This window comes from Anaerococcus lactolyticus S7-1-13 (assembly GCF_000758765.1).
Taxonomy (GTDB): Bacteria; Bacillota; Clostridia; order Tissierellales; family Peptoniphilaceae; genus Anaerococcus; species Anaerococcus lactolyticus.
In genome coordinates this window covers 26,970-49,144 of sequence record NZ_JRMW01000032.1, presented here as the reverse complement: position 1 = coordinate 49,144, position 22,175 = coordinate 26,970, and the positions used below count along the sequence as shown (strand labels likewise).

Sequence of the window (22,175 nt, the reverse complement as noted above, 5' to 3'; positions counted from 1 at the left end):
ATGTCTGGACATAATAAGTGGAGTAAGATTAAGAATAAAAAAGGTAGTGAAGATGCCAAAAAAGGAAAAATTTTCACTAAGCATGCTAGGAATATAACAGTAGCTGCTAGGGAAGGTGGACTTGATCCTGAGTACAATGCAAGCCTTAAGACTGCAATAGAAATGGCTAAAGCAGATAATATGCCAAACGATAATATAGATAGAGCCATTAAAAAAGCGAGCGGCGAAGCAGGTGGAGATAATTTCGAGAGGATAATCTATGAAGGTTATGGTCCAGGTGGAGTTGCCTTTATAGTTGACTGCTTAACAGATAATAAAAATAGGACTGCACCAGATGTAAGGCATATATTCGATAAGTTTGGCGGAAATCTTGGTACAGACGGATCTGTAATGTTCCTCTTTGAGAAAAAGGGAGAAATTGTTGTAAATGGTGAAGGCAAGGACTTTGATGAATTTATGATGGATGCCCTAGAAGCAGGTGCAAGTGATGTAGATGACATTGAAGAAGGATATTTTCAAGTCCTTACAGAAGTAAATGACTTTAATGATACTGTAGAAAAGCTTAGAGAAATGGGATATAAAATAGAAAAAGCTAACGTTTCTTACCTAGCAAATGATATCGAAGTAGATCCTTCTCACCACGAAAAACTTTTCAAATTAATAGATGCCCTTGAAGACAACGACGATATCCAAGAGGTTTATTACAACTGGGCTAGCCCAAGCGAGGAATAGGATGGAATTTAATATTGATAGGGTTGCCTTTTCAATCTTTGGCCTAGATGTCTATTGGTATGGGATAATTATTGTAAGTGGGATATTGATTTCAAGTATTTTTGCAAAAAAAGAATTTGAAAGAAGAGGATTTAAGGCAGATATAGTCGATGATATCCTCTTTACCATCTTGCCAATAGGAGTAATCGGTGCGAGACTTTGGTATGTCATTTTTGAATGGGACTATTATGGAGCCCATCCAAAAGAGATAATTGACATCAGGGGTGGAGGACTTGCCATCCAAGGTGGAATTATTTTTGGTCTAATTGCCTTGTATATTTTTAGCAAGGTTAGGGATATACCTATGATAGACCTTACTGATATTCTAGCCCCATCTCTTGTATTTGCCCAGGCTGTTGGCCGTTGGGGAAATTTTACCAATGCTGAAGCTCATGGCTATCCAACAGATCTTCCATGGGGGATAATTATAGATGGAGTTAAGGTCCACCCAACATTTTTTTACGAATCTCTTGGCGACTTTTTGATATTTTTATTCTTATATTTTTATAGGAAGAAAAATCCTGCCAAGGGTTTTCAAGCAGGGATGTATTTTTTAGCCTACGGTATAGTGAGATTTTTTGTGGAAGGTTTAAGAACTGATTCACTTTATGTATTTGGTTTAAGAACAGCCCAACTAGTTTCGATAGTATTTATAATAGTGGGCATAGCTTTATTAATTTTTGCTAAGCAAAAAAATCTCCCACCATATTTTTATAAAGAAAATAAAAAGCAGAAAGAAGACAGAATTATAAGATTTAAATGATATAAAGAATCTGACCAGTTTTAAAAACTGGTCTTTTTGTTTGCTTTTTTTTAATAAATAGGATAAAATAAAGATGAAGTGGAAGAATGTGGTAAAAGGTGGTAGAGAATGTTCCTAGGTGAATATGTTCATAAATTGGATAATAAAAACAGAATTATGATACCTAGCGACTTTAGGGAAGATCTTGAAGGATATTTTTATCTTACAAAGGGACCGGAAAAATCCTTGGTAGTCTATACCGAAGATGAATTTCAAAAAAGATCAGAGGCTCTTGACCAACTTGTTTATGAAAATAAGAAAAATCGTGCTATAAAAAGACTATTTTTCTCATCCACTGTCAAAGTCGCCCTTGATAAACAAGGCAGGATTTTGATTAACAAATCGTTAAAGGACTATGCCGGTATCTCAGATGAAGCCATATTAATAGGCAATAATACCACTATAGAAATATGGGATAAGAAAATTTGGGATGATTACATTAATGAAGTCGAGGTGAATTTATCCGACATTATGGATGAATAATATGAAATTTGAACATACACCTGTTCTCTATAGGGAATGTATAGAAAATTTAAATATTAAACCTGACGGCATTTATGCAGACCTAACCTTGGGTAAGGGAGGACATTCTAAGTTGATATTAGAAAAACTTTCTGCCAAGGGATTATTAATAGGCATAGACCAAGACAAAGCTGCCATTGAAGCTGCATCAGAAAATCTTAAGGACTATGACAACAAGGTTTTTTTTAACACTAACTTTGAAAACATAGGCAAGGTTCTAACTGAAGCTGGTTTTAATAAAATTGATGGTGCTCTAATGGACATAGGCGTCAGCTCATATCAAATAGATAATCCAGAACGTGGTTTTTCATATATCCATGATGGACCTCTCGATATGAGAATGAATAGGCAAAATGAGTTAACAGCGGAAAAAATTGTCAATGAATACTCTCAGGATGAGCTCACAAGGATATTTTTTGATTATGGGGAAGAAAGATTCTCCAAGGCTATAGCAAAAAATATTGTAAAAGCTCGCGCAAACGAAAGAATTAATACCACTTTCAAACTCCGAAATATTGTTATGAAATCTGCGAGATTTACGGAAGTCCATCCTGAAAAAAGAGTATTTCAAGCTCTTCGTATTGAAGTAAATAGGGAGCTTGACGTCCTAACAAAAGCAATCGACACAATAATAGATTTTATTGATAAAGATGGCAGATTAGCTATAATTACTTTCCATTCTTTAGAAGATAGGATAGTTAAAAATAAATTTAAGGACCTGGCGACAGGATGTATATGTCCACCAGAAATTCCAGTATGTGTATGTAACCATGTGGCTAAGGTAAAAATTATTACCAAAAAGCCTATTACTGCAAAGGCTGATGAATTAAGGGAAAATTCCAGGTCTAAACCTGCGAAATTAAGAGTATGTCAAAGGATATGATATGGCTGAGCGTTTTGAAAAAAGACTAGTAAAAAATAAAAATAGGAATCGTGTTAGACTTAAAGTTAAAGAAAGACCAAAATTAACTAGGGCTAACCAGATTGAAAAAACTAGGAAAAGGGATAGGAATGTAAAATATGCTATTTCTTTTATTGCTTTTGCTTTTATTGCTACTATGGCAACTTTCTTAATTATTAAAAGAATTAACTTGTCAAATGACAGATTTGAGTATAATAGACTACAGGCAGAAATTGTAAGCTATGAACTTCAAAGAGATAGGTTGCAAAATAATCTTGATGAAGCTATTGATCTTAACAGTATTCAAAGATATGCTATCGAAGATTTAGGAATGGTTTATAAGAAAAATAATAATTAACTGCCGTTAGGATTTATTATGGATAACATTTATTTAATAACAATAATTGGCATTTTTTTGAGTATGGGACTTGGGAAAGTCATAATTCCCATACTTAAAAGGAAAAAAATCGGACAGAATATTAGAAAAGTAGGACCACAAAGTCATATGGCAAAAGAAGGCACGCCTACCATGGGTGGGGTGATATTTATTATAGTTGCCTTAGTGATGAGTGTGCTTATGCTACCAAGAAACTTAGAAACTTTAATTTTAATAGTGTCTATGGTTGGATTTGGAGCGATTGGTTTTATTGATGACTTTAGAAAACTTGTCCTCCACCAGTCAGAGGGGCTGAACCCAAGACAAAAATTAGTTTTACAATTTATTTTAGCAGGGGTCATTACAATCCTTGCTTACTTTAATGACAAAGACTCTATAACTAGACTTTTAATACCTTTTACGGATTATTACCTACCAGTCTCAGTGCTTGGTCTTCCTATAATGATTTTTATAATCGTAGGAACAACAAACGCTACAAACTTAACTGATGGTCTTGACGGACTATTGGTTAGCGTATCTATTCCAGTTTTTGTAAGTCTTGCTATAATAGCAAAGACAGGTACAAATCAATTATTTTCTGTGATTATGCTAGGTGCGATACTTGGATTTTTAATTTACAATTCTAATCCGGCCAGCGTATTTATGGGAGATACTGGATCAATGGCGATTGGTGGAGCTGTAGTAGCCCTTGCCATTAACCTAAAAATACCAATATATCTTGTGATATTTGGTGGAGTTTATGTGATGGAGACCTTATCTGTAATTATTCAGGTAATTTCATATAGGTATAGGAATAAGAAAAGAGTATTTCTTATGACTCCTATCCATCATCATTTCGAATTAAAAGGTTATAAGGAGCAAAAAATTGTAGTAGGATTTATGGTTTTATCCACAATCCTATGTCTAATAAGTTTGGTGGCAATACTATGAAAAAAGTTTTAGTTTATGGACTCGGTGTAACAGGTATATCTTCAGTCAAAGCTTTGGATAAGCTAGGCTATGAGGTTTACACCTATGATAAAAATAAAAAGAATATTGATGAACTTGAGGGCTATAAGTATAGCCCTATTTCTGATGGAAAATTTGGAAAATATGACTTTGTTTTAAAGTCTCCTGGCATTAAGCCAACAGATTATATTGTACAAATTCTAGAAAAAGATAATGAAATAATTTCAGATATAGAAGTAAGTCAAAGATTATTTCCAGATAGGGAAAAAATTGCTATTACTGGCACAAATGGAAAGACATCAACAACTTCTATGGTTGCCCATATTTTAAATGAGTGTGGCAAGCCTGCTTACGCTGTTGGAAATATTGGCGAGGGAGTATTGTGGCAGATGTATGAGAAAAAAGGTGTTTTTGTAGAAGAACTTTCTTCATTCCAACTCCACGATACACAGGCATATAAACCTCATATAGGAGCCATTTTAAACATCAAAGAAGATCACATAGATTGGCATGGCTCCTTTGATGATTATATCAATAGCAAGTTAAAGCTTGCAGCAAACCAAGATCAAGGAGATTATCTGGTTATAAACCACGAAGATGAAATAAGTCAAAAACATATTAAGGATTTTAAAGCTCAAATTTATGAGTTTTCAAGTCAAAATATAGTTGACAGGGGACTTTTTCTTGAAGGCAATAAAATTTGTCTTAGGAACGGTGGCTGTGTAATTGAAGAAATTCTCGATGTTAGGGACTTATCTGTTATAGGTCGCCACAATTATGAAAATGTTATGGCAGCTATTCTCCTTACTTATTTGTATGGCTTGAATTTATCAGAAATTATAAAGGCTATAAAGACTTTTAAGTCGATTGCTCACAGGCTTGAGTACGTGAGGACTCTTTCTGGAATTGATTTTTATAATGATTCTAAGGGAACCAATGTAGATAGCTCTGTAAAGGCGATTGAAAGCTTTGATAGACCTATACTTATTATAGCAGGTGGCTATGATAAGCATATTGATTACACAGATTTTGTGAAGACCTTTAGGAAAAATGGCAAGCTTATGGTTATAATGGGAGCTACTAAGGAAAAATTAAAAGCCTTGTGTGAAAAATATGATATAAAATATATTTTAGTAAAAGATATGAATGAAGCCATAAATACTGCCTATTCTAAGGGCGAAAATGGCGATGTAGTTTTACTTTCTCCTGCTAGTGCTTCTTGGGATATGTATAAGTCCTTCGAAGTTAGGGGAGATGAGTTTAAGGACCTTGTAAATAGATTGGAAGAAAAATGCGAGTAATTTTATCAGGTGGCGGCACAGGTGGTCATATTTATCCAGCCATTGCTATTGGCCAAAAAATTAGGGAAGAAAATCCTGATGCTGAAATAATTTATGTAGGTATCAAGGGTGGCCCAGAAGAAAAAATTGCAACAAAAAACGGCTACGAATTTAAAGCTATTGACGCTATGGGCCTTCCTAGAAAAATAAATAAAAAATTATTTAAGGCCATTGTTAAAAATATAAAAGGTTTTAGGGAAGCTAAAAGCATAATTAAGGAATTTAAACCAGATCTTGTAATAGGCACAGGTGGCTATGTTTGTGCACCGATTTTATACCAAGCAAGTAAGGCAAAAATACCTTCTATTGTCCATGAATCTAATTCTTATCCGGGAATGGCATCTAAGTTTTTGTCTGGGAAAGTAGATAAGGTTTTGATTTCATACAAAGAAGCTGCTAAGCATTTTAAAAACCAAGCAAATATTGTAGTAACAGGTAACCCTGTTAGGAATAATTTTTCTTTGTCATATACTGACGATGATTTAAACAAACTTGGAATTGATAAGAATATACCGGTTGTATTTTCCTTTGGTGGGTCAAATGGGTCTTTTGCTTTAAATAAAGCAGTAATAGAGATGAGTAAGGATTTAAATGGAGAATTTTATCTCCTTCACCAAACAGGATCAAGGTATTTCGATGACTTTTTAGACAAATGTCATACATCTAAATACATCAAGGCATTTAAATACATTGATAACATTGATCTTTTTTATGCTGTTTCAGACCTAGTTATAGCTTCAAGTGGGGCTATGAGTCTTGCAGAAATTTCATCAGTTGGCAAGCCTTCAATTTTAATACCAAAGGCCTACACTACTGAAAACCATCAAGAGTATAACGCTCGTACCTATGTTGATCATGGTGCAAGTCAAATGATTTTGGAAAAAGATTTGACTGGTGCCTACCTAAAGACACAGATAATGAGTATAATAAAAGATGAGGAAAAAATTAAAAGTATGGGGGAGAAAGCTTGCGAACTTGCTGATAATAATGCCTTAGATAAGATTTACCAGCAGATTGAAGAGCTAATATAGATGAATAATAAAAATGACGATAGGTTAATAAAAAAAGGATCTAGAGTATTTAGTAAAAAATATATAGCCAAAAGACACAATAAGGAAGAAGAAACTGGTTCGAAGCTTTTTGTTTTTCTGTTGGTTTTGGCTTTTTTCTTAGGGATTTTTTATAATGTTTTCACTCATCCGTTTATGAAAATTCAAGACATTTATATAAATGGTAATAGGGTGACAGAGGATACTGAGATTATAAAAAAATTGAAGTCGCCTCTTGGAAAAAATATTTTATTATATAATCCAACTAAATACGAAAAGGATATAGAAAGTCTTGAATATGTGAAGGGTGCTAAGGTAAGGAAGGTGTTTCCTAAAATTTTATCAGTGAAGATAGAAGAAGATTTTCCGATGTTTGCAGTTAAAAAATATGGCAAGGAAATCTTGATTACTAATAATGGGATTATAACTGATAAAAAGCCTTTTAGTAAAGATGCAAAGTTTATTAATATAAAGGTAACTGGACTTGAGACAACGATAGGAAAGAGCTTTACATCTTCAAAAGCTATATTGGAATTTATAAACGAATTACAGGCATCTTCTCTTATAGGCAACATAAGCCAATTAAATTTGGAAAATAAGCTTGATATTGGTATAATGATACAAGATATTGAGGTTAAGTTTGGCGATTTAAATAATATTTCTTATAAAATTAAATTGCTAGAAAAAGTCTTACAAGACATTAGAAACAAGGGACTAGATGCAGTAAGCATTAACTTAAACAACGGAGACAATCCTCTTGTGGTTGTTAAATAAAAGTCTTTTAGTAAAAAATCTTAATAAGTAGAATGAACAATGGGGGATTTTATGGCAAATATTAACATTGATATGGACAGCAACTCTTTAGCTAAGATTAAAGTTATAGGAGTTGGTGGTGGTGGCAATAACGCTATCAGCAGAATGAGAGACAACGGACTATCAGGTGTAGAGTTTTTAGCACTAAATACAGACTTACAAACTCTTCAAGAATCAAACGCAGATATTAGACTTCAAATTGGTGAAAAACTAACTAGAGGTCTTGGTGCTGGTGCAAATCCACTTGTTGGTGAAAAGGCAGCAGAGGAATCTAAGAGTGAGATTGAAGAAGCTATTAAGGGAGCTGATATGGTATTTATCACTGCCGGCATGGGCGGTGGTACAGGTACAGGTGCTGCTCCAATCGTAGCTCAAGTTGCTAAAGAAATGGGCATTCTTACTGTAGGCGTTGTTACAAAACCATTCACTTTTGAAGGTAGAAAAAGAGCTACTCAAGCAGAAGCTGGTATAGAAAAACTTAAGGAAAATGTAGATACTCTTATTACAATTCCAAATGATAGACTCCTACAAATAGTTGAAAAAAGAACATCTATGGTAGAGGCTTTCCAAATGGCTGACCAAGTTCTTATGGATGCTGTAAGTGGTATTTCAGAATTAATCGCAGTACCTAATGTAATTAACCTTGACTTTGCTGACGTTGAATCAATTATGAGCGACCAAGGTATGGCTCACATGGGTATAGGCAGGGCAAGCGGTGAAAATAGAGCTGTTGATGCTGCTAAGGCTGCAGTTAATTCTCCTCTACTTGAAACAAGCATTGATGGTGCAAATGCTGTTCTTCTTAATGTTACAGCTGCAGAAGTCGGCTTAATGGAAGCAAATGAAGCAGCAGAATTAATTAGAGAATCTATAGACTCAGATGCTAATATCATCTTTGGTGTAGGCCAAGATGAATCCCTCGGTGATGAAATAAAAATTACTGTTATTGCAACTGGTTTTGATAATAATGGTAAGGTTAGAAGATCAGATAGACCTTCAAATAGGGCAGATGAACTTAGAGCTCCACAAAGAAATAACCAAGCAAGCCAACAAAGAAGATCATCAAATCCTTTTGATGATATAGATCTTCCAGATTTCTTAAAATAATATGAGATGTCCCTATTGCAATTCGACTAATACCAGAGTAGTTGACTCAAGGTCTACCGATGATGACAGAGCTATCCGTAGGAGAAGACTCTGCGAAGATTGTGATAAAAGATTTTCTACCTATGAGAGGTACGAAGATTCTACAGTTATGATTATAAAAAAAGATGATACAAGAGAGGCCTTTGACCCAAGGAAGGTCATATCAGGTATTGTGAAATCTTGCCAAAAACGTCCTGTATCAATGGATCAGATAGAAGAAGTAGCTAAAAACATCGAAACAAAAGTCAACCACACTGGCAAAAAAGAAGTGACTTCAACATATATAGGCGAGCTTGTCATGGACGAGCTAAAAGACCTTGACTCAGTTGCCTATGTCAGATTTGCTTCTGTATATAGGGAATTTAAGGATTTAGAGTCCTTCTATGAGGAGATTATAAATTTAAAAGATGATAAAGATGCTAACTCTTAGCATCTTTTTTCTTTAAGGAAGTAGTATGGATTTATTTGAACTAAATAGGAAAATTGAAATGGAAAAATCTGCTCCGTTGGCCGACAGGTTAAGGCCCAAAACCATAGATGCTTACATAGGTCAAGACCACTTGGTAGGTGAGGGTAAGATTATTAGAAGGATGATCAAGGCCGACAGGATTTATTCAATGATTTTTTATGGGCCACCAGGAGTAGGCAAAACTACTCTTGCAAAGATAATTTCAAATTCTACCCATATGGCTTTTGAAGAAGTCTCTGCTGTGGCAAGTGGGATAGGCGACCTTAAGGAAAAAATTCAAATCGCTAAGGACAACCTTGCCTACGAAAATAAAAAAACTATTTTATTCATTGATGAAATTCATAGGTTTAATAAAAGTCAGCAAGACTATCTTTTGCCTTTTGTAGAAGATGCTACTATTATTCTTATAGGCGCAACTACAGAAAACCCCTACTTTGAAGTAAACAAGGCTTTGATTTCAAGGATGTATGTCTTTGAACTCAAAGAGCTGACTGACAAAAACCTTAGTGACCTTATAGACCTTGCCTTAAGGACAGATGAGGTTTTGAAAAATAAAAAAATTTTTTTAGATGAAAAGGCAAGGGATAAGTTAATTAAATATTCAAATGGGGATTCTAGGGCACTTTTAAATGCTTTGGAAATCGCCATATTTTCTGAAAATGAAAAAGACGGTAGAATAGAGATAGATTCTGAAACTATAGAAAATTCTACCACCCAAAAAATTGCTGTTTATGATAAAAATGGTGACAGGCATTATGACACTATATCTGCCTTCATCAAGTCGATGAGAGGTTCTGACATAGATGCAAGTTTGTATTATCTAGCAAAGATGCTAACTTCCGGTGAGGATATCAAATTCATTGCAAGAAGGATGATAATTTTTGCAGCAGAGGATATTTCAAATGCTGATCCCTTTGCGCTAGTGCTGGCAAATGCCACCTTCGAGGCGGTTGATAAAATCGGTATGCCTGAAGCTAGGATTATCCTTGCTCAAACTGTTACCTACCTAGCAGCAGCTATTAAGTGTAATACCACCTACCTTGCTATAGATAAGGCCCTTAATTTTGTAAGGACAAACAAGGATAGGACGGTACCAAATAAACTTAAGGATAGCCACTATGAGGGAAGTAAAAATTTAATCAATGAAGAATACCTCTATCCTCACGACCATGGTGGTTATGTTAAGACAAATTATTTGCCAGATGCTTTTAAGGATGAAAAATTCTACCAGGCAAAATATTTAGGTTATGAAAAAGAAATGATTGAAAGATTAGAAAAAATAAAGGAAGGCAAAAATGAAGATTAGACAATTGATGAGAGAAGCTGATAGCTTTGTTGACAAGGAAGTAACAATTGAAGGCTGGATAAGAAACTCTAGATTTAGTAAAAACGTAGGTTTTATTGAATTAAACGATGGTTCTACCTTTAAGAACCTCCAAGTAGTAGTGGGAAAAGAAATTGAAAATTATGATGAACTTGATAAGCAAAACCTATCTGCATCTTTATGTGTAGAAGGAAAATTTGTAGCAACAGGTAATAACAAAAATCCTTACGAAATCCAAGCGACTAAGGTCATCGTTTTAGGTGAATCATCAGAAAAATTTCCAATTCAAAAACAAAGACAAACCTTTGAATTTATGAGAACTATTCCTCACTTAAGACCTAGAACAAATACTTATAGGGCAGTATTTAGACTTCGTTCAATCCTAGCCTTTGGTCTTCACAAGTTTTTCCAAGAAAGAGACTTTGTTTATGTAAATCCACCAATCATTACAGCAAGTGATGCTGAAGGTGCTGGCGAGATGTTTAACGTAACTACAATCGACCCTAATGAGCCACCAAGAAGAGAAGATGGCAAGGTTGATTACAACAAAGATTTCTTTAGCAAAAAATCTTATATGACTGTATCTGGCCAACTAGAAGCAGAAGACTATGCTCTTGCATTTGGTAATGTTTATACTTTTGGTCCTACCTTCAGGGCAGAAGTTTCAAACACTCCAAGGCATGCTGCAGAATTCTGGATGTTAGAGCCAGAAATGGCCTTCGCTGATTATAATGTTTGCATGGATACAGCAGAAGATATGATTAAATATGCTATTGACTATATTCTTGAAAATGCCAAAGATGAAATGGAATTTTTCAACCAATGGATTGACAAGGGCCTCATAGAAAGACTAACTAAACTACGCAATTCAGAGTTTGCGAGAATTACCTATACTAAGGCAATTGAATTATTAAAAGAATCTGGTGAAAAATTTGAGTTCCCAGTTGAATGGGGTATGGACCTACAAACTGAACACGAGAGGTACCTCTCAGAAAAAATCGTAGATGGACCAGTTTTCGTTACAGATTATCCAAAGGATATCAAGGCTTTCTATATGAAGAGAAACGACGATGGTAAGACTGTTGCAGCCTTTGATATGCTTGTGCCAGGTGTTGGCGAGTTAATCGGAGGTTCCCAAAGAGAAGAAAGATATGATGAACTCGTTAAATCTATGATTGACAATGGTCTAAAACCAGAAGAATATCAAAACTACCTAGACTTAAGAAGGTTTGGTACAGTTGTCCACTCAGGATTTGGTCTTGGTTTTGAAAGAGCTATGATGTATGTGACAGGTATGAAAAATATCAGAGACGTAATAGCTTATCCTAGGTATGTAAACGCCTTTGCTAACCCAAAATAGGAGGAAGGATGAAAGAATATAATCCAAATGCCATTGAGAAGAAATGGCAAAAAATATGGAGAGATGAAAAAATTTTTAAATCTGAATTAGACCCTAATAAAAAGAAATTTTACCCACTTGTAGAATTTCCTTATCCATCAGGTCAAGGCCTTCACGTTGGTCACCCTCGCCCATACACAGCTATAGACGTTGTAGCTCGTAAGAGGAGACTTGAGGGTGAAAATGTAATGTACACAATGGGTTGGGATGCCTTTGGTCTTCCAGCAGAAAATTATGCTATAGCAAATAAAATCCACCCAGCTATCATTACAGAAAAAAATATTGACCACTTTAGGGGACAAATGGAATCAATTGGTTTTTCCTTTGATTGGGATAGGGAAATAAATACAACAGATCCAGAATACTATAAGTGGACCCAATGGATTTTCCTACAAATGTATAAGATGGGTCTTGCCTATAAGTCAGAAACATCAGTAAACTGGTGCCCATCTTGTCTTGTAGGTCTTGCTAACGAAGAAGTAGTTGACGGCAAGTGCGAGAGATGTGGGTCAGATGTTGAGCATAAGCTTAAAAACCAATGGATGCTAAAGATAACAGCCTATGCAGACAGGCTAATCGATGACCTTGCTGGCGTTGACTTTGAAGATAGGATTAAGACTAGCCAGATAAATTGGATTGGCAGGAGCCATGGAGCAGATGTTAATTTCCAAATCAAGGGCAAGGATGAAAAACTTACAGTTTATACAACCAGACCTGATACCATTTTTGGTGTATCCTACATGGTTGTATCACCAGAACATCCAATCCTTAAAAAATTCAAGGACGAAATAAAAAACTATGAGGCAATTGTTGATTACCAACATAAAGCCAGCCTAAAATCTGATTTTGAAAGGTCAGAGCTAAATAAAGATAAGACAGGGGTTATGATAGATGGTCTATCAGCCATTAATCCATTAAATGATAAAGAAATTCCAATTTGGGTTTCTGACTATGTATTAATGGGTTATGGTACAGGGGCAATCATGGCAGTTCCTGCCCACGACGAACGTGACTTTGAATTTGCTAAGAAATTTGATATGCCAATAGTTCGTGTCTATGACTCAGAAGAAGACCTTCCTGTGACAGATATTGAAAAAGGAATTTCAATTAATTCTGATTTCTTAAACGGTCTTTCTGCAAGTGAAGCTAAGAAAAAAGCCATAGCCTATATTGAAGAAAAAGGACTTGGCAAGGCAAAGACCAACTTCAAACTTCGTGACTGGGTATTTTCTAGACAAAGATACTGGGGCGAACCAATTCCAATGGTTTATTGTGAAGACTGTGGTTGGGTGCCAGTAGATGAAAAAGATTTGCCAATAAAATTGCCTGAAATAGAATCTTATACACCAACAGCTACAGGTGAATCTCCACTTGCAAAGATTGACGAGTTTGTAAATACAACCTGTCCTCACTGTGGCAAACCAGCCAAAAGAGAGACAGACACCATGCCACAATGGGCAGGATCATCTTGGTATTACCTAAGATATGCAGACCCACACAATAAAGACGCCCTTGCGAGCAAGGAAGCCCTAGATTATTACACACCAGTTGATTGGTACAACGGGGGAATGGAACACACCACCCTCCACCTTCTTTATTCAAGATTTTGGCACAAGGTTTTATATGATATAGGAGTAGTTCCAACCAAAGAGCCATACATGAAAAGGACTAGCCATGGCATGATCCTAGGTCCAGATGGGCAAAAGATGAGTAAATCTCGTGGCAATGTAATAAATCCAGACGATATCATAAGAGATTTTGGTGCAGACACCCTTAGAACATACGAAATGTTCATGGGAGATTTCTCATCAGTTGCCAAATGGTCAGATGAGGGAGTCAAGGGCTGTAGAAAATATCTTGAAAGAGTTTATAACCTTCTAGACCTAGTTGAAGATGGGGATGATTATTCTAAAGAATTAGAAATCCTAACCAACCAAACCATTAAAAAGGTAAGCGAAGATTACGAAAACCTCAAGTTTAATACAGCTATAGCTCAATTAATGACTTTATCAAATGAGATGAGATCACTTGGAAAAATTACTAAAAAAGATTTCAAGACCTACATTACTTTATTAAATCCAGTTGCTCCTCACCTTACAGAAGAGCTTTGGGAAATGGCTGGTTTTGAAGGAAGGCTAACAGACACAAGCTGGCCAACTTATGATGAAAACAAGCTAAGTCTTGATATAGTAGACCTACCAGTTCAAGTTAATGGTAAGATGCGTGGCAAGATTAAGATTTCAAAAACTGCAACACAAATCGAAGCCCTTGCTCTGGCAAACCTTGATAACAACGTAAATACCTATATCAAAGATAAAGAACTTAGGAAGGTAATATACGTTCCAGGTAAGATTTTAAATATAGTTGTATAAAAAAATAAAATCCATTGACCAGCCTTGGTCTTTGGATTTTTTATCTTTACTAAATCTTCATAAAGATTTGTTATGATAGACTTGTGATTGACATATAAAAAATATAAGTGTATGATAACACTACATACATCATACAACGGAGACTTTATGGAAAAATTCATAAAAAATCAAATTTTTAATATAATAGGGGCGATTCTCCTAATTGTGGGAGTAATACTTGCCTTTATCGGTTATCATATGGGATATTTTGATTCTTTAGATACCTTTAGGAGATTAATTTTAGAAAAAGGAGCCTGGGGACCCTTAGTTTTTATGGTCTTGCAGGTTGTACAAATTGTTGTTCCAGTCATACCTGGAGGCCTAACTTGCGTAGCAGGAGTCGTTATCTTTGGTGCTTTTTGGGGATTTATCTATAACTACATATCAATTTGCCTTGGATCCATCCTTGTGTTTTTCATCTCAAGGACCTTTGGCAGGTCAATAGTCTTAAGGATTTTTGGTGAAGAACTCTACGATAAATACAAGGGAAAGCTCAACGAAGATAAGTACGACAAGTTTTTTGCCCTAGCAATTTTCTTGCCAGTGGCTCCAGATGATTTTCTTTGCTACCTAACAGGCCTTACTGAAATGTCTGTCAAAAAATTTGTAGCTATAATTTTAATCTGCAAACCCCTCAGCATCTTCGCCTACTCAATGGCCTGGGCCCTTGGTTTTGACTTTTTAATCAAAAGATACCTATAGGAGGAAAAATGAAATTTGAAGACTTGGTAATATTTTTATTCCCAGCCTATTTTGTCTTTGTAGGCTTTACATCAAATATGATAAAGGATAAGCCAATAGATAAAAAATATGGCTATAGAACGCCCCTGTCAACTAAAAACAAACACAATTGGTACTTTGCAAATTCCTATATGGCAAAGGGATCCTTTGCTTTAGCCTTTGCATTTATAATAATTGGCCTACTTATAAATCACTATGTGGATATGACAAGGCTAAGAAGGATAATATTTGTAGTAATAGAATTTATGTCCTTTATTGTTCTTGGCATAAGTCTTGAAATGAGACTAAAAACAGCCCATAAAAAATAGGAGGAGACATGTTAAGATTAATTGCCTACATCCTAATGGCACTTGGGATTATACAACTAATTCCAAGTTATTATAAAAAGTATAAGGAAAGTTGAGATAGGCTAGACTTGTTAGAATTAATAGGTCTAGGAATTATGATTCCATCTCTATTTATCTTAGTAATAGGTCAGTTTATATAATAAAAAGCTCTCAAACTTGGAAAATCCAAGCTAGAGAGCTTTTTTAGAGAGTAATATCCTTAACTTTTTATTCCTATCCTATATAGTCTTTAAGATAGGAGTATAAAAAGTAAAAGGCAAATGAAATTGCTATATGACCAAGACCAGCAATGCCGGATATGGCAGCACTTATAGCAGAATTGTTAAGGCCATAGATTTGATAAAAACCTCTGGCTATTAAGGTTCCTATAACCAAGACCAAGGCAAAGTTATAGGTGGTATAAAATCTTTTTTCTTTTTTATCTTCTTTTAGATCCAAACTTTTTGCAGTCAAGGCAAGGATTATAAATAGGAAAAATCCCAAAACCAAGCTGTGGGTGTGGGCAAGACCTAAGGTTGTAATACCCTTAAAACCAATAATTCTTGTGTATTCTCTATAGAAAGCACCTATAAATAAGCCGAATAGGGCGTAGATAAATGCTGTCTTAAAGTATTTTTTTGTCATTTTTTTCTCCCTTCATTGCCCAATATCCGATTAAGATTGTCCAGATATAGGCACAAGTCTTTGGTACCATGAGGGCACCAATTGCTGGAATGGTATTTTCCAAAAGGACTACTGGTAAATAAAAACCAAAACTTAAAACAATGGTAAGCCACAAGTTTCTAAAGGCGATGTCCTTAGTTTCTCTTGATTTTTGGTAAAATATTATAATTATAATAAGTCCTAGGATTGTGAAAGGAATATTTCTATATATCGCCCAAGCAAAGGGTGATGAACTTGCTAGAAACTTATTTTCTGGACAAAGGACTAGCAAAATTCTAAGAATAGCCAGAGTCCAGATGCTTCCACTAAGTCTTTTTTTACCTATAACTCCATAACGCACTCGCCAGATGTAATAAAGGATGAGGTAGAAGATGGTCATGGTAATGGAAGTAATTAGTTTGCCAAAGCCAAGCGACATGGTAAAACTTTCTAGCCCTGTGGTATTAAGGGCGATTGCTCTTGGTACTAGGTGGAAGGCATCCCCAAAACCTAAAACAAGAGCCATGATTCCAAATAAAAAATATTGTTTTTCGTTCTTGCCTTCTTTTAGCATTTTTGTGCCAAGAAAGATTACTATTCCTAGGTAAAAAATATCAAAGAGGGTTTCAAATATTGCTTGCATAAGACCTCCTTAGTGAACATTGTTCATTTAAAGTTTTCATAAAACCCGTCAACAAACGGGTCTCAGTATAAGGTTTTTTTTACAATTTTTAAAAGCAAGTCCTTATCATAATTTTTTTCAACTATAAAACAAAGACTAGTCGACAGGATAAAATCAACTAAATCATCCTTAGTAAAGTCATCATCAAAAGCATCTTTTTTTATGTTTGAATCCTTATTTAGGATTTGAAGCAAATTTTCTCTGAGCCCTTCAATGTAGGTATCCATCGAATCTTTGGCCCTGCCAAGATTTTGCGACTTGAAACTGAGGGAGTGGATGGTAAAAAAGTTTGGGTACTTTCTAATTCCACTGCCTAGGTGGGTAAAAATTTCCGAAAGATACTTTAAAAAGTCATCGCAAGAAACGCTCGAATCATCAATCCTAAAAATATCTTCCCAAACACTCTCGATTGTGCTAATCATGAGTTCATCCTTAGATGAAAAGTAATTGTAGATTGATCCCACAGCGACATTGCAATTTTGTGCAAGTTTTCTTATACTCAAGGCATTCAAGCCTTCTTTTGCAACTATATCCCTTGATTCTTTTAGGATATAGGCTTTGGAAATAATCATATATGACTCCTCGATGAACATTGTTCATTATCATTATAAGGCGAAAATTTTACTTGTCAAGATTTTTTTTCTCTCTTAACTCATCGTAGTAGGCTTTTCTTTTTGGATTTTCCTTAAACCAACCCTTAAGGACTCTTTGCTCCTGTTCGATAACCTCACCGATTGACCAAAAACAGCAACAGGCAATAACTCCAGCAAAGACACTAGGGATAAGGGACTTAATATAAATGGAAAGGGCAACAAAAATTATGCCACACAAAATAAAAAACTTGTTAACCTTCCTCCCAAAATAATACTCGCCCTTAATCACAAGGGGATGAAAAATTCCTATAAGAAAAAATGTTACGACTCCAATAATAATTCCTTCCATAACTCCTCCTTCTATAATTATCATATATATTAAAAAATTGGTCAAATATTTAAGAAAACCCTTAAAATTAAAGAATGTAAAAGGGTTTTTACATAAAAAAACTTGAGTGTAAAGTGATATAGATAGACTAAATGAGATAAATTTTTTAATATAGACTTAGGAGGTAAAAATGAAAATCGGAGATAAATTAAAAAATGCCAGGCTTCATAAAAAATTGACCCAAGAAGAAGCTGCAGAAAAACTTTTTGTTTCCAGACAATCAATATCAAACTGGGAAAATAATAAAACATATCCTGACATAGGAAATGTAATCGCCTTGTCAGACCTATACCAAATAAGTCTTGATGAGCTCTTAAAAGGGAGTGATAATTTTATGAAACATTTAGAAGAATCAACAGACATTGTAAAATCAAACAAGAAACTAATATTTATAATAGTGATTGCCTTAATAGCAATGATTATAATGGCACTTTTTACAGAATTTTTGCCGGAAAAAGTATTATTGATTTCTATATTTAGCCTTGCAGTAATAGTTACAGGCTTAGTTTATAGTGAGATTATTAAAAGATTTTAGGAGAATGAAATGGATATAAAATTAATAATAATGATAATTAGCGGAGCGGTCTTTGTAGTTGGTGGTTTTATCCTCCAATATAACATCTACCAAATGACCCAGATTGATGCAAAAGCGAGAGGACTTAAGCATCCTAAATTATTGGGTGTTTTAAATATTTCTGGTAACAACGGCAATGCATTCTTGCTGGCATATTTAATAGGAAGGAAAAAATATCCTATACAAAATATTTCTAGCAAGGATTTGGCAGAGCTTGAATCCTATAAGAAAAAGTCCCTCCTAGCCTTAGCAATTAACCTTATGGCATCCTTGGTTTTTGTAATAGCCTTTATATACTATAAGGGTATGACATTTTAACATTCAAAGCTCTAAAAAAGCTTAGGCTAATTATCGCCTAAGCTTTTTTCTATACATATAAGTCTGCCTGGGTGGTGAACATTTCCTTGTAAAGGCCATCTTCTTTCATTAACTTATCGTGGGTTCCGTTTTCTGTGATTTTTCCATCATCACACACTATTATCCTATCAGCATATTTGGTAGACGATAGCCTATGGGAGATGAATAGGGATGTTTGACCCTTAGAAATTTTGAGCATATTATCAAAGATTTCCTGCTCGCTCCTTGGGTCTAGGGCGCTGGTTGGCTCATCCATGATGAAAAATTTCCCTTCATGAAAGATAGAACGAGCGAGAGCTAGCTTTTGACCAATTCCTCCAGATGGCTCAACAGATTTGTCTGAGAAAAGATAGGTTAGAAAAGTATTTTCTTTTTCTACTTGCTTATCAATCCAAGTCGACAAATTTAATAAGTCAAATGCCTTTGCCATATTTTTATATTCATAATCTGTAATTTCTTCCTTTAGTTTACTTGTAATATTTTCGCTAATCCTAAAAGGAAAGAGCCTGAAATCTTGGAAGGTAGGGGATAGGATTTCGTAATATTTTTTGGTTGAAATCTTTGCTATATCTATATCATTTAGGTAGATAGTGCCTTCACTTGGTTCGTAAAACTTGCATAAAAGTTTTACAATAGTAGATTTACCAGCCCCGTTTTTACCTACAAGGGCAAGGGTTTCTCCATTTTTTATTTTAAATGTAGCATCTTTTAGGACATAAGATTCACTTGCTGGATATTTAAAAGAGACATTGTCAAATCTAATATTAATCTTACTTGTGTCAATATCAGTGATTTCTCCCTTATCAAGTAGGCCTTCTTCCATTTCTAGGAAGTTAAAAAATACTTCTAGTTGGGCATTTACTGAAATAACCTTGGCATAGTTTTGTTGGATGAGGTTAGTTGCGTTTATTACCTGGATTAGGGAGTTGAAGTACATGGTAAAATTTGCAAGGCTAATGGTCTTATCGATTAATTTATAGGTTAGGTAAATTAACGTAAAAATGATTGAGCCATTGGCACTTACATTCATTATTCCAGTGTAGATTCCATTTTTGTTGAAGTATTCGGTTGAAGATCTTATTACATTTTGATGGTAAATGTCAGCTTTTTCAAGTACTAAGTCTTGTCCGTCATAAATTTCTACATCTTTAAAGTATCTCAAATCTGCCGCAAAATCGGCGAAAAACCTGTACGACCTGATTTCAGTAACACTTTCACCATGGTATTTTAGTTCATTTTCTTTAATTAATTTCACTATTTTTTTATTTATCAAAACTAATAAAATTAGCAAGATGATTATGGCAGGATTTAGCCTTACAAGTATTCCCAAAGATAAGATTCCTGTAATCACAGCCGATACAACTAAAACTATTATGTCATAGAGGGTGTACATTTCCCAAACTGCGTAATGGGCTTGTTCCATCATGTCTTGGATATCTTTTGAGTCAGATTTTTCTATGGGAAGCCTTAATGATTTTTTTGCTATCTTAAAGGTCAGTTTATCAGACATATCCTCAAAAACAAGGGTCAGGTAATTGTTTAAGCCCCTATAGGTTACTTCCTTTATAAAACCTAGGACTATAACCAAAAGACCAAGACCTAGGCAGTAGGAAATTCTTTTTTGTCCCATAAGCTCATCTATTATTAGCTTTGGAGCGAAAATGTTTATTAGTGGCAAAAATCCCAAAATTAGGTTTGTTACTATTACCCTAAGAGTAAAACCTGGTCTGTAGGTGTCAATTAATTTAAAAAGTTTTCTTATATTTTTCATAGGACCTCCTTGTAATTTTTTGCCTGAAGATTATAGAGGTCTTTGTAATCTTCGCAAGATTCCATGAGTTCTTCGTGAGCTCCATTTGCTATAATCTTTCCATCTTTAAGATAAATTATTCTGTCACAAAACTTGGTAGACGCCAGCCTGTGGGAGATAAAAATCGAAGATTTATCGTGGGTCAAATCATCATAGAGCATATAAAGTTCTCTTTCGTTTAGGGCGTCTAGCTGGGCTGTTGGCTCATCTAAGATTAAAAGTTTTGCCTTGGATTTTGCTATAGCTCTGGCTAAAAATAGCCTTTGCTTTTGGCCACCGGATAAATCTACCCCGTCATTGTCGAGAATCCTCAAAAGAGTTTGGTCATCCTTTTTTTCATATTTATTTATGATTTCATCTAGGTGGGTCATTTTGTAAATATCATCTATCTTCCTATCCTCAGTTGACATTAGGATATTTTCCTTAAAGGAAAATGGCAAGAGATTTGAATCTTGAAATACAGCTGAAACTAGCTTTTTATAATCTATCTTAGATTCCTTTATATCTTCTCCATTTATTAAAATATTGCCCTTAGTTGGCTTATATAGACCTGCGAGGATAAGGGCGAGTGTAGACTTGCCAGCACCATTTTCTCCAACAAGGGCGATTGTTTCTGAGTCTTTTATCTTTAGATTAATATTTTCTAATACATAAGTATCTGTACCCGGATATTTGAAAGAAACATTATCAAGGACTATTTCCATTTGGTCTGGATAAATTTCTTGTTTATCCTCTTTATAGACGTCTTTTATCCTAAAAAATGGTTTAAATGCAGTGAAGTTTTTTCTGATATCAGAAAAAACCCACATAGTCTGGTGGTTAAAGGCAATAAAGGCAAATATCGCTGTAAAATATACATAGAAATTCGCTATAGAAATCCTCCCTGAAATAAGACCTGTCATTAGCCAAAATATTATAAGGCCGTCCCTTATAAGGTTAAATACATTTGCCAGAGTGAAAATTCTTAGAGTCTTTGTGTTGACATCTCCAAGACGCTTTATCCTATCCCTATTGGTTTTGCCGTAATAGGATTTGAAAATCCTTATGGTATCAAAAATCAAAATATCTTGCTTTGATAGGGGAGATTTCATTTCGTTATTAAGCTTAGAAAACTTATCCCAATTTGGACTCATTTCTTCCCAGTACTTGTCATAAGACTTAGGAACTTGGTTTAAAAGTGACCAGGAAATAATGGTTAGAATTATTGTTGTGGCTAGAATCCAAAGGTCCATAGATGCAAAAATCCACAAAAATCCTCCAATCGAAATAAGAAGGGCAAAGACATTTGGCAAATCCATCATTATGCCACCAACACCGTGCCAAGGCGATTCTACAGCCTTCATGGCATCACTTATTTTTTCAGATTCTTTCTTTTCTTTTTTCTTGGCATAGGGGAGATAGAGTGAGTACTCTGTAATCATATTCATAAGCTTATATCGGACGTGGTTCATCCTCATTCTATAATTGCCCATAACAAAGGCATCAAAAAAGCTAATTAGTGAAGAAATAAAAAATAAGCCTATAAAAAATATTGGGAAAACCTTAGGATTAGTCTGGTAGTTTTCTAAAATATAGGCAGGTGAAATAATCCATAAGAAGGGTTTAATCCCTACAAATAGACCGTAAAGTGCGATTAGTAAAAACATGATTGGCTCTAAATTAGCCATCTTTTTAATTAAAAATTTAAATTCTTTCATAGTGCCGAAATCTCGGCATCCTCCTTGTTTTTCTTATGTAAGTCAAGGAGCT

The 22,175-nt window shown here is 34.8% G+C and carries 24 protein-coding genes; 18 read left to right on the top strand and 6 right to left on the bottom strand.

Going from position 1 to position 22,175, the window contains the following annotated elements; all coding sequences use genetic code 11:
• The 16 genes from HMPREF1630_RS04555 (at position 1) to HMPREF1630_RS04480 (ending at position 15,341) form a co-directional block, all read left to right on the top strand.
• Positions 1-732, top strand: a complete 732-nt coding sequence (locus HMPREF1630_RS04555) for a YebC/PmpR family DNA-binding transcriptional regulator (protein ID WP_004828779.1) — start codon at positions 1-3, stop codon at positions 730-732.
• 1 nt (position 733) lies between these two features.
• A complete protein-coding gene (gene lgt, locus HMPREF1630_RS04550) occupies positions 734-1,534 on the top strand; it encodes a prolipoprotein diacylglyceryl transferase (protein ID WP_004828780.1) in 801 nt (266 codons plus the stop codon).
• Positions 1,535-1,642: 108 nt separating this feature from the next.
• A complete protein-coding gene (gene mraZ / locus HMPREF1630_RS04545; protein ID WP_004828781.1) occupies positions 1,643-2,056 on the top strand; it encodes a division/cell wall cluster transcriptional repressor MraZ in 414 nt (137 codons plus the stop codon).
• A gap of 1 nt (position 2,057) precedes the next feature.
• Positions 2,058-2,978, top strand: a complete 921-nt coding sequence (gene rsmH / locus HMPREF1630_RS04540) for a 16S rRNA (cytosine(1402)-N(4))-methyltransferase RsmH (protein WP_037327489.1) — start codon at positions 2,058-2,060, stop codon at positions 2,976-2,978.
• 1 nt (position 2,979) lies between these two features.
• Complete coding sequence (locus HMPREF1630_RS04535) at positions 2,980-3,354, top strand: hypothetical protein (RefSeq protein WP_004828783.1); 375 nt, start codon at positions 2,980-2,982, stop codon at positions 3,352-3,354.
• A gap of 18 nt (positions 3,355-3,372) precedes the next feature.
• Positions 3,373-4,323: a phospho-N-acetylmuramoyl-pentapeptide-transferase gene (mraY, locus tag HMPREF1630_RS04530; protein WP_037327486.1), complete on the top strand. Its 951-nt coding sequence runs from the start codon at positions 3,373-3,375 to the stop codon at positions 4,321-4,323.
• Positions 4,320-5,642, top strand: a complete 1,323-nt coding sequence (murD, locus tag HMPREF1630_RS04525) for a UDP-N-acetylmuramoyl-L-alanine--D-glutamate ligase (protein ID WP_037327484.1) — start codon at positions 4,320-4,322, stop codon at positions 5,640-5,642. Before mraY ends, murD begins: the two co-directional genes overlap by 4 nt.
• A complete protein-coding gene (murG, locus tag HMPREF1630_RS04520; protein WP_037327482.1) occupies positions 5,633-6,712 on the top strand; it encodes an undecaprenyldiphospho-muramoylpentapeptide beta-N-acetylglucosaminyltransferase in 1,080 nt (359 codons plus the stop codon). The genes murD and murG overlap by 10 nt, the downstream gene beginning before the upstream one ends.
• A complete protein-coding gene (locus HMPREF1630_RS04515) occupies positions 6,713-7,504 on the top strand; it encodes a cell division protein FtsQ/DivIB (protein WP_037327479.1) in 792 nt (263 codons plus the stop codon).
• Positions 7,505-7,555: 51 nt separating this feature from the next.
• On the top strand, positions 7,556-8,650 hold the full coding sequence (gene ftsZ, locus HMPREF1630_RS04510; protein ID WP_037327478.1) for a cell division protein FtsZ: 1,095 nt from the start codon (positions 7,556-7,558) through the stop codon (positions 8,648-8,650).
• Between the two features lies 1 nt (position 8,651).
• Positions 8,652-9,119: a transcriptional regulator NrdR gene (gene nrdR, locus HMPREF1630_RS04505; protein ID WP_037327477.1), complete on the top strand. Its 468-nt coding sequence runs from the start codon at positions 8,652-8,654 to the stop codon at positions 9,117-9,119.
• A gap of 25 nt (positions 9,120-9,144) precedes the next feature.
• Positions 9,145-10,464: a replication-associated recombination protein A gene (locus HMPREF1630_RS04500; RefSeq protein WP_037327474.1), complete on the top strand. Its 1,320-nt coding sequence runs from the start codon at positions 9,145-9,147 to the stop codon at positions 10,462-10,464.
• Positions 10,454-11,842: an asparagine--tRNA ligase gene (gene asnS, locus HMPREF1630_RS04495; protein WP_037327472.1), complete on the top strand. Its 1,389-nt coding sequence runs from the start codon at positions 10,454-10,456 to the stop codon at positions 11,840-11,842. Before HMPREF1630_RS04500 ends, asnS begins: the two co-directional genes overlap by 11 nt.
• An 8-nt stretch (positions 11,843-11,850) precedes the next feature.
• Positions 11,851-14,253, top strand: a complete 2,403-nt coding sequence (leuS, locus tag HMPREF1630_RS04490; protein ID WP_037327470.1) for a leucine--tRNA ligase — start codon at positions 11,851-11,853, stop codon at positions 14,251-14,253.
• A 147-nt stretch (positions 14,254-14,400) separates the two neighbouring features.
• Complete coding sequence (locus HMPREF1630_RS04485; protein ID WP_037327468.1) at positions 14,401-14,994, top strand: TVP38/TMEM64 family protein; 594 nt, start codon at positions 14,401-14,403, stop codon at positions 14,992-14,994.
• 8 nt (positions 14,995-15,002) lie between these two features.
• Positions 15,003-15,341 (top strand): SdpI family protein, encoded by a 339-nt coding sequence (locus tag HMPREF1630_RS04480; RefSeq protein ID WP_004828794.1) that lies wholly within the window; start codon positions 15,003-15,005, stop codon positions 15,339-15,341.
• Between the two features lie 252 nt (positions 15,342-15,593).
• Here HMPREF1630_RS04480 and HMPREF1630_RS04475 read toward each other — a convergent pair whose 3' ends face one another.
• From HMPREF1630_RS04475 to HMPREF1630_RS04460, 4 genes are all read right to left on the bottom strand, one after another.
• Positions 15,594-16,004: a DUF2871 domain-containing protein gene (locus HMPREF1630_RS04475; protein ID WP_004828795.1), complete on the bottom strand. Its 411-nt coding sequence runs from the start codon at positions 16,002-16,004 to the stop codon at positions 15,594-15,596.
• Positions 15,985-16,665: a hypothetical protein gene (locus HMPREF1630_RS04470; RefSeq protein ID WP_037327466.1), complete on the bottom strand. Its 681-nt coding sequence runs from the start codon at positions 16,663-16,665 to the stop codon at positions 15,985-15,987. The genes HMPREF1630_RS04475 and HMPREF1630_RS04470 overlap by 20 nt, the downstream gene beginning before the upstream one ends.
• A gap of 62 nt (positions 16,666-16,727) precedes the next feature.
• Positions 16,728-17,276, bottom strand: a complete 549-nt coding sequence (locus HMPREF1630_RS04465; RefSeq protein ID WP_037327464.1) for a TetR/AcrR family transcriptional regulator — start codon at positions 17,274-17,276, stop codon at positions 16,728-16,730.
• 49 nt (positions 17,277-17,325) lie between these two features.
• Positions 17,326-17,646 carry a DUF4491 family protein gene (locus tag HMPREF1630_RS04460; RefSeq protein ID WP_050755271.1) on the bottom strand — a complete coding sequence of 107 codons (321 nt, stop codon included), beginning with the start codon at positions 17,644-17,646 and terminating at the stop codon, positions 17,326-17,328.
• Between the two features lie 169 nt (positions 17,647-17,815).
• On the opposite strand from HMPREF1630_RS04460, the gene HMPREF1630_RS04455 reads away from it, so the two are divergent.
• Positions 17,816-18,220, top strand: coding sequence for a helix-turn-helix domain-containing protein (locus HMPREF1630_RS04455; RefSeq protein WP_037327463.1), 405 nt, complete (start codon positions 17,816-17,818; stop codon positions 18,218-18,220).
• Positions 18,221-18,229: 9 nt separating this feature from the next.
• On the top strand, positions 18,230-18,577 hold the full coding sequence (locus HMPREF1630_RS04450) for a hypothetical protein (protein ID WP_037327461.1): 348 nt from the start codon (positions 18,230-18,232) through the stop codon (positions 18,575-18,577).
• A gap of 49 nt (positions 18,578-18,626) precedes the next feature.
• Here HMPREF1630_RS04450 and HMPREF1630_RS04445 read toward each other — a convergent pair whose 3' ends face one another.
• Positions 18,627-20,387: an ABC transporter ATP-binding protein gene (locus HMPREF1630_RS04445; RefSeq protein WP_037327459.1), complete on the bottom strand. Its 1,761-nt coding sequence runs from the start codon at positions 20,385-20,387 to the stop codon at positions 18,627-18,629.
• Positions 20,384-22,123 (bottom strand): ABC transporter ATP-binding protein, encoded by a 1,740-nt coding sequence (locus HMPREF1630_RS04440; RefSeq protein ID WP_004828802.1) that lies wholly within the window; start codon positions 22,121-22,123, stop codon positions 20,384-20,386. Before HMPREF1630_RS04440 ends, HMPREF1630_RS04445 begins: the two co-directional genes overlap by 4 nt.
• Positions 22,124-22,175: the final 52 nt, after the last annotated feature.

Excerpts from the sequence above, each read along its gene's own strand:
- HMPREF1630_RS04465 (WP_037327464.1), bottom strand. The coding sequence starts at position 17,276 with ATGATTATTTCCAAAGCCTATATCCTAAAAGAATCAAGGGATATAGTT.
- HMPREF1630_RS04440 (WP_004828802.1), bottom strand. The coding sequence starts at position 22,123 with ATGAAAGAATTTAAATTTTTAATTAAAAAGATGGCTAATTTAGAGCCA.
- rsmH (WP_037327489.1), top strand. The coding sequence starts at position 2,058 with ATGAAATTTGAACATACACCTGTTCTCTATAGGGAATGTATAGAAAAT.
- HMPREF1630_RS04555 (WP_004828779.1), top strand. The coding sequence starts at position 1 with ATGTCTGGACATAATAAGTGGAGTAAGATTAAGAATAAAAAAGGTAGT.
- HMPREF1630_RS04500 (WP_037327474.1), top strand. The coding sequence starts at position 9,145 with ATGGATTTATTTGAACTAAATAGGAAAATTGAAATGGAAAAATCTGCT.
- HMPREF1630_RS04475 (WP_004828795.1), bottom strand. The coding sequence starts at position 16,004 with ATGACAAAAAAATACTTTAAGACAGCATTTATCTACGCCCTATTCGGC.
- asnS (WP_037327472.1), top strand. The coding sequence starts at position 10,454 with ATGAAGATTAGACAATTGATGAGAGAAGCTGATAGCTTTGTTGACAAG.
- mraZ (WP_004828781.1), top strand. The coding sequence starts at position 1,643 with ATGTTCCTAGGTGAATATGTTCATAAATTGGATAATAAAAACAGAATT.
- mraY (WP_037327486.1), top strand. The coding sequence starts at position 3,373 with ATGGATAACATTTATTTAATAACAATAATTGGCATTTTTTTGAGTATG.
- HMPREF1630_RS04460 (WP_050755271.1), bottom strand. The coding sequence starts at position 17,646 with ATGGAAGGAATTATTATTGGAGTCGTAACATTTTTTCTTATAGGAATT.
- HMPREF1630_RS04455 (WP_037327463.1), top strand. The coding sequence starts at position 17,816 with ATGAAAATCGGAGATAAATTAAAAAATGCCAGGCTTCATAAAAAATTG.
- lgt (WP_004828780.1), top strand. The coding sequence starts at position 734 with ATGGAATTTAATATTGATAGGGTTGCCTTTTCAATCTTTGGCCTAGAT.
- HMPREF1630_RS04480 (WP_004828794.1), top strand. The coding sequence starts at position 15,003 with ATGAAATTTGAAGACTTGGTAATATTTTTATTCCCAGCCTATTTTGTC.
- HMPREF1630_RS04515 (WP_037327479.1), top strand. The coding sequence starts at position 6,713 with ATGAATAATAAAAATGACGATAGGTTAATAAAAAAAGGATCTAGAGTA.
- HMPREF1630_RS04485 (WP_037327468.1), top strand. The coding sequence starts at position 14,401 with ATGGAAAAATTCATAAAAAATCAAATTTTTAATATAATAGGGGCGATT.
- murG (WP_037327482.1), top strand. The coding sequence starts at position 5,633 with ATGCGAGTAATTTTATCAGGTGGCGGCACAGGTGGTCATATTTATCCA.
- HMPREF1630_RS04535 (WP_004828783.1), top strand. The coding sequence starts at position 2,980 with ATGGCTGAGCGTTTTGAAAAAAGACTAGTAAAAAATAAAAATAGGAAT.
- HMPREF1630_RS04470 (WP_037327466.1), bottom strand. The coding sequence starts at position 16,665 with ATGCAAGCAATATTTGAAACCCTCTTTGATATTTTTTACCTAGGAATA.
- HMPREF1630_RS04445 (WP_037327459.1), bottom strand. The coding sequence starts at position 20,387 with ATGAAAAATATAAGAAAACTTTTTAAATTAATTGACACCTACAGACCA.
- HMPREF1630_RS04450 (WP_037327461.1), top strand. The coding sequence starts at position 18,230 with ATGGATATAAAATTAATAATAATGATAATTAGCGGAGCGGTCTTTGTA.
- ftsZ (WP_037327478.1), top strand. The coding sequence starts at position 7,556 with ATGGCAAATATTAACATTGATATGGACAGCAACTCTTTAGCTAAGATT.
- murD (WP_037327484.1), top strand. The coding sequence starts at position 4,320 with ATGAAAAAAGTTTTAGTTTATGGACTCGGTGTAACAGGTATATCTTCA.
- leuS (WP_037327470.1), top strand. The coding sequence starts at position 11,851 with ATGAAAGAATATAATCCAAATGCCATTGAGAAGAAATGGCAAAAAATA.
- nrdR (WP_037327477.1), top strand. The coding sequence starts at position 8,652 with ATGAGATGTCCCTATTGCAATTCGACTAATACCAGAGTAGTTGACTCA.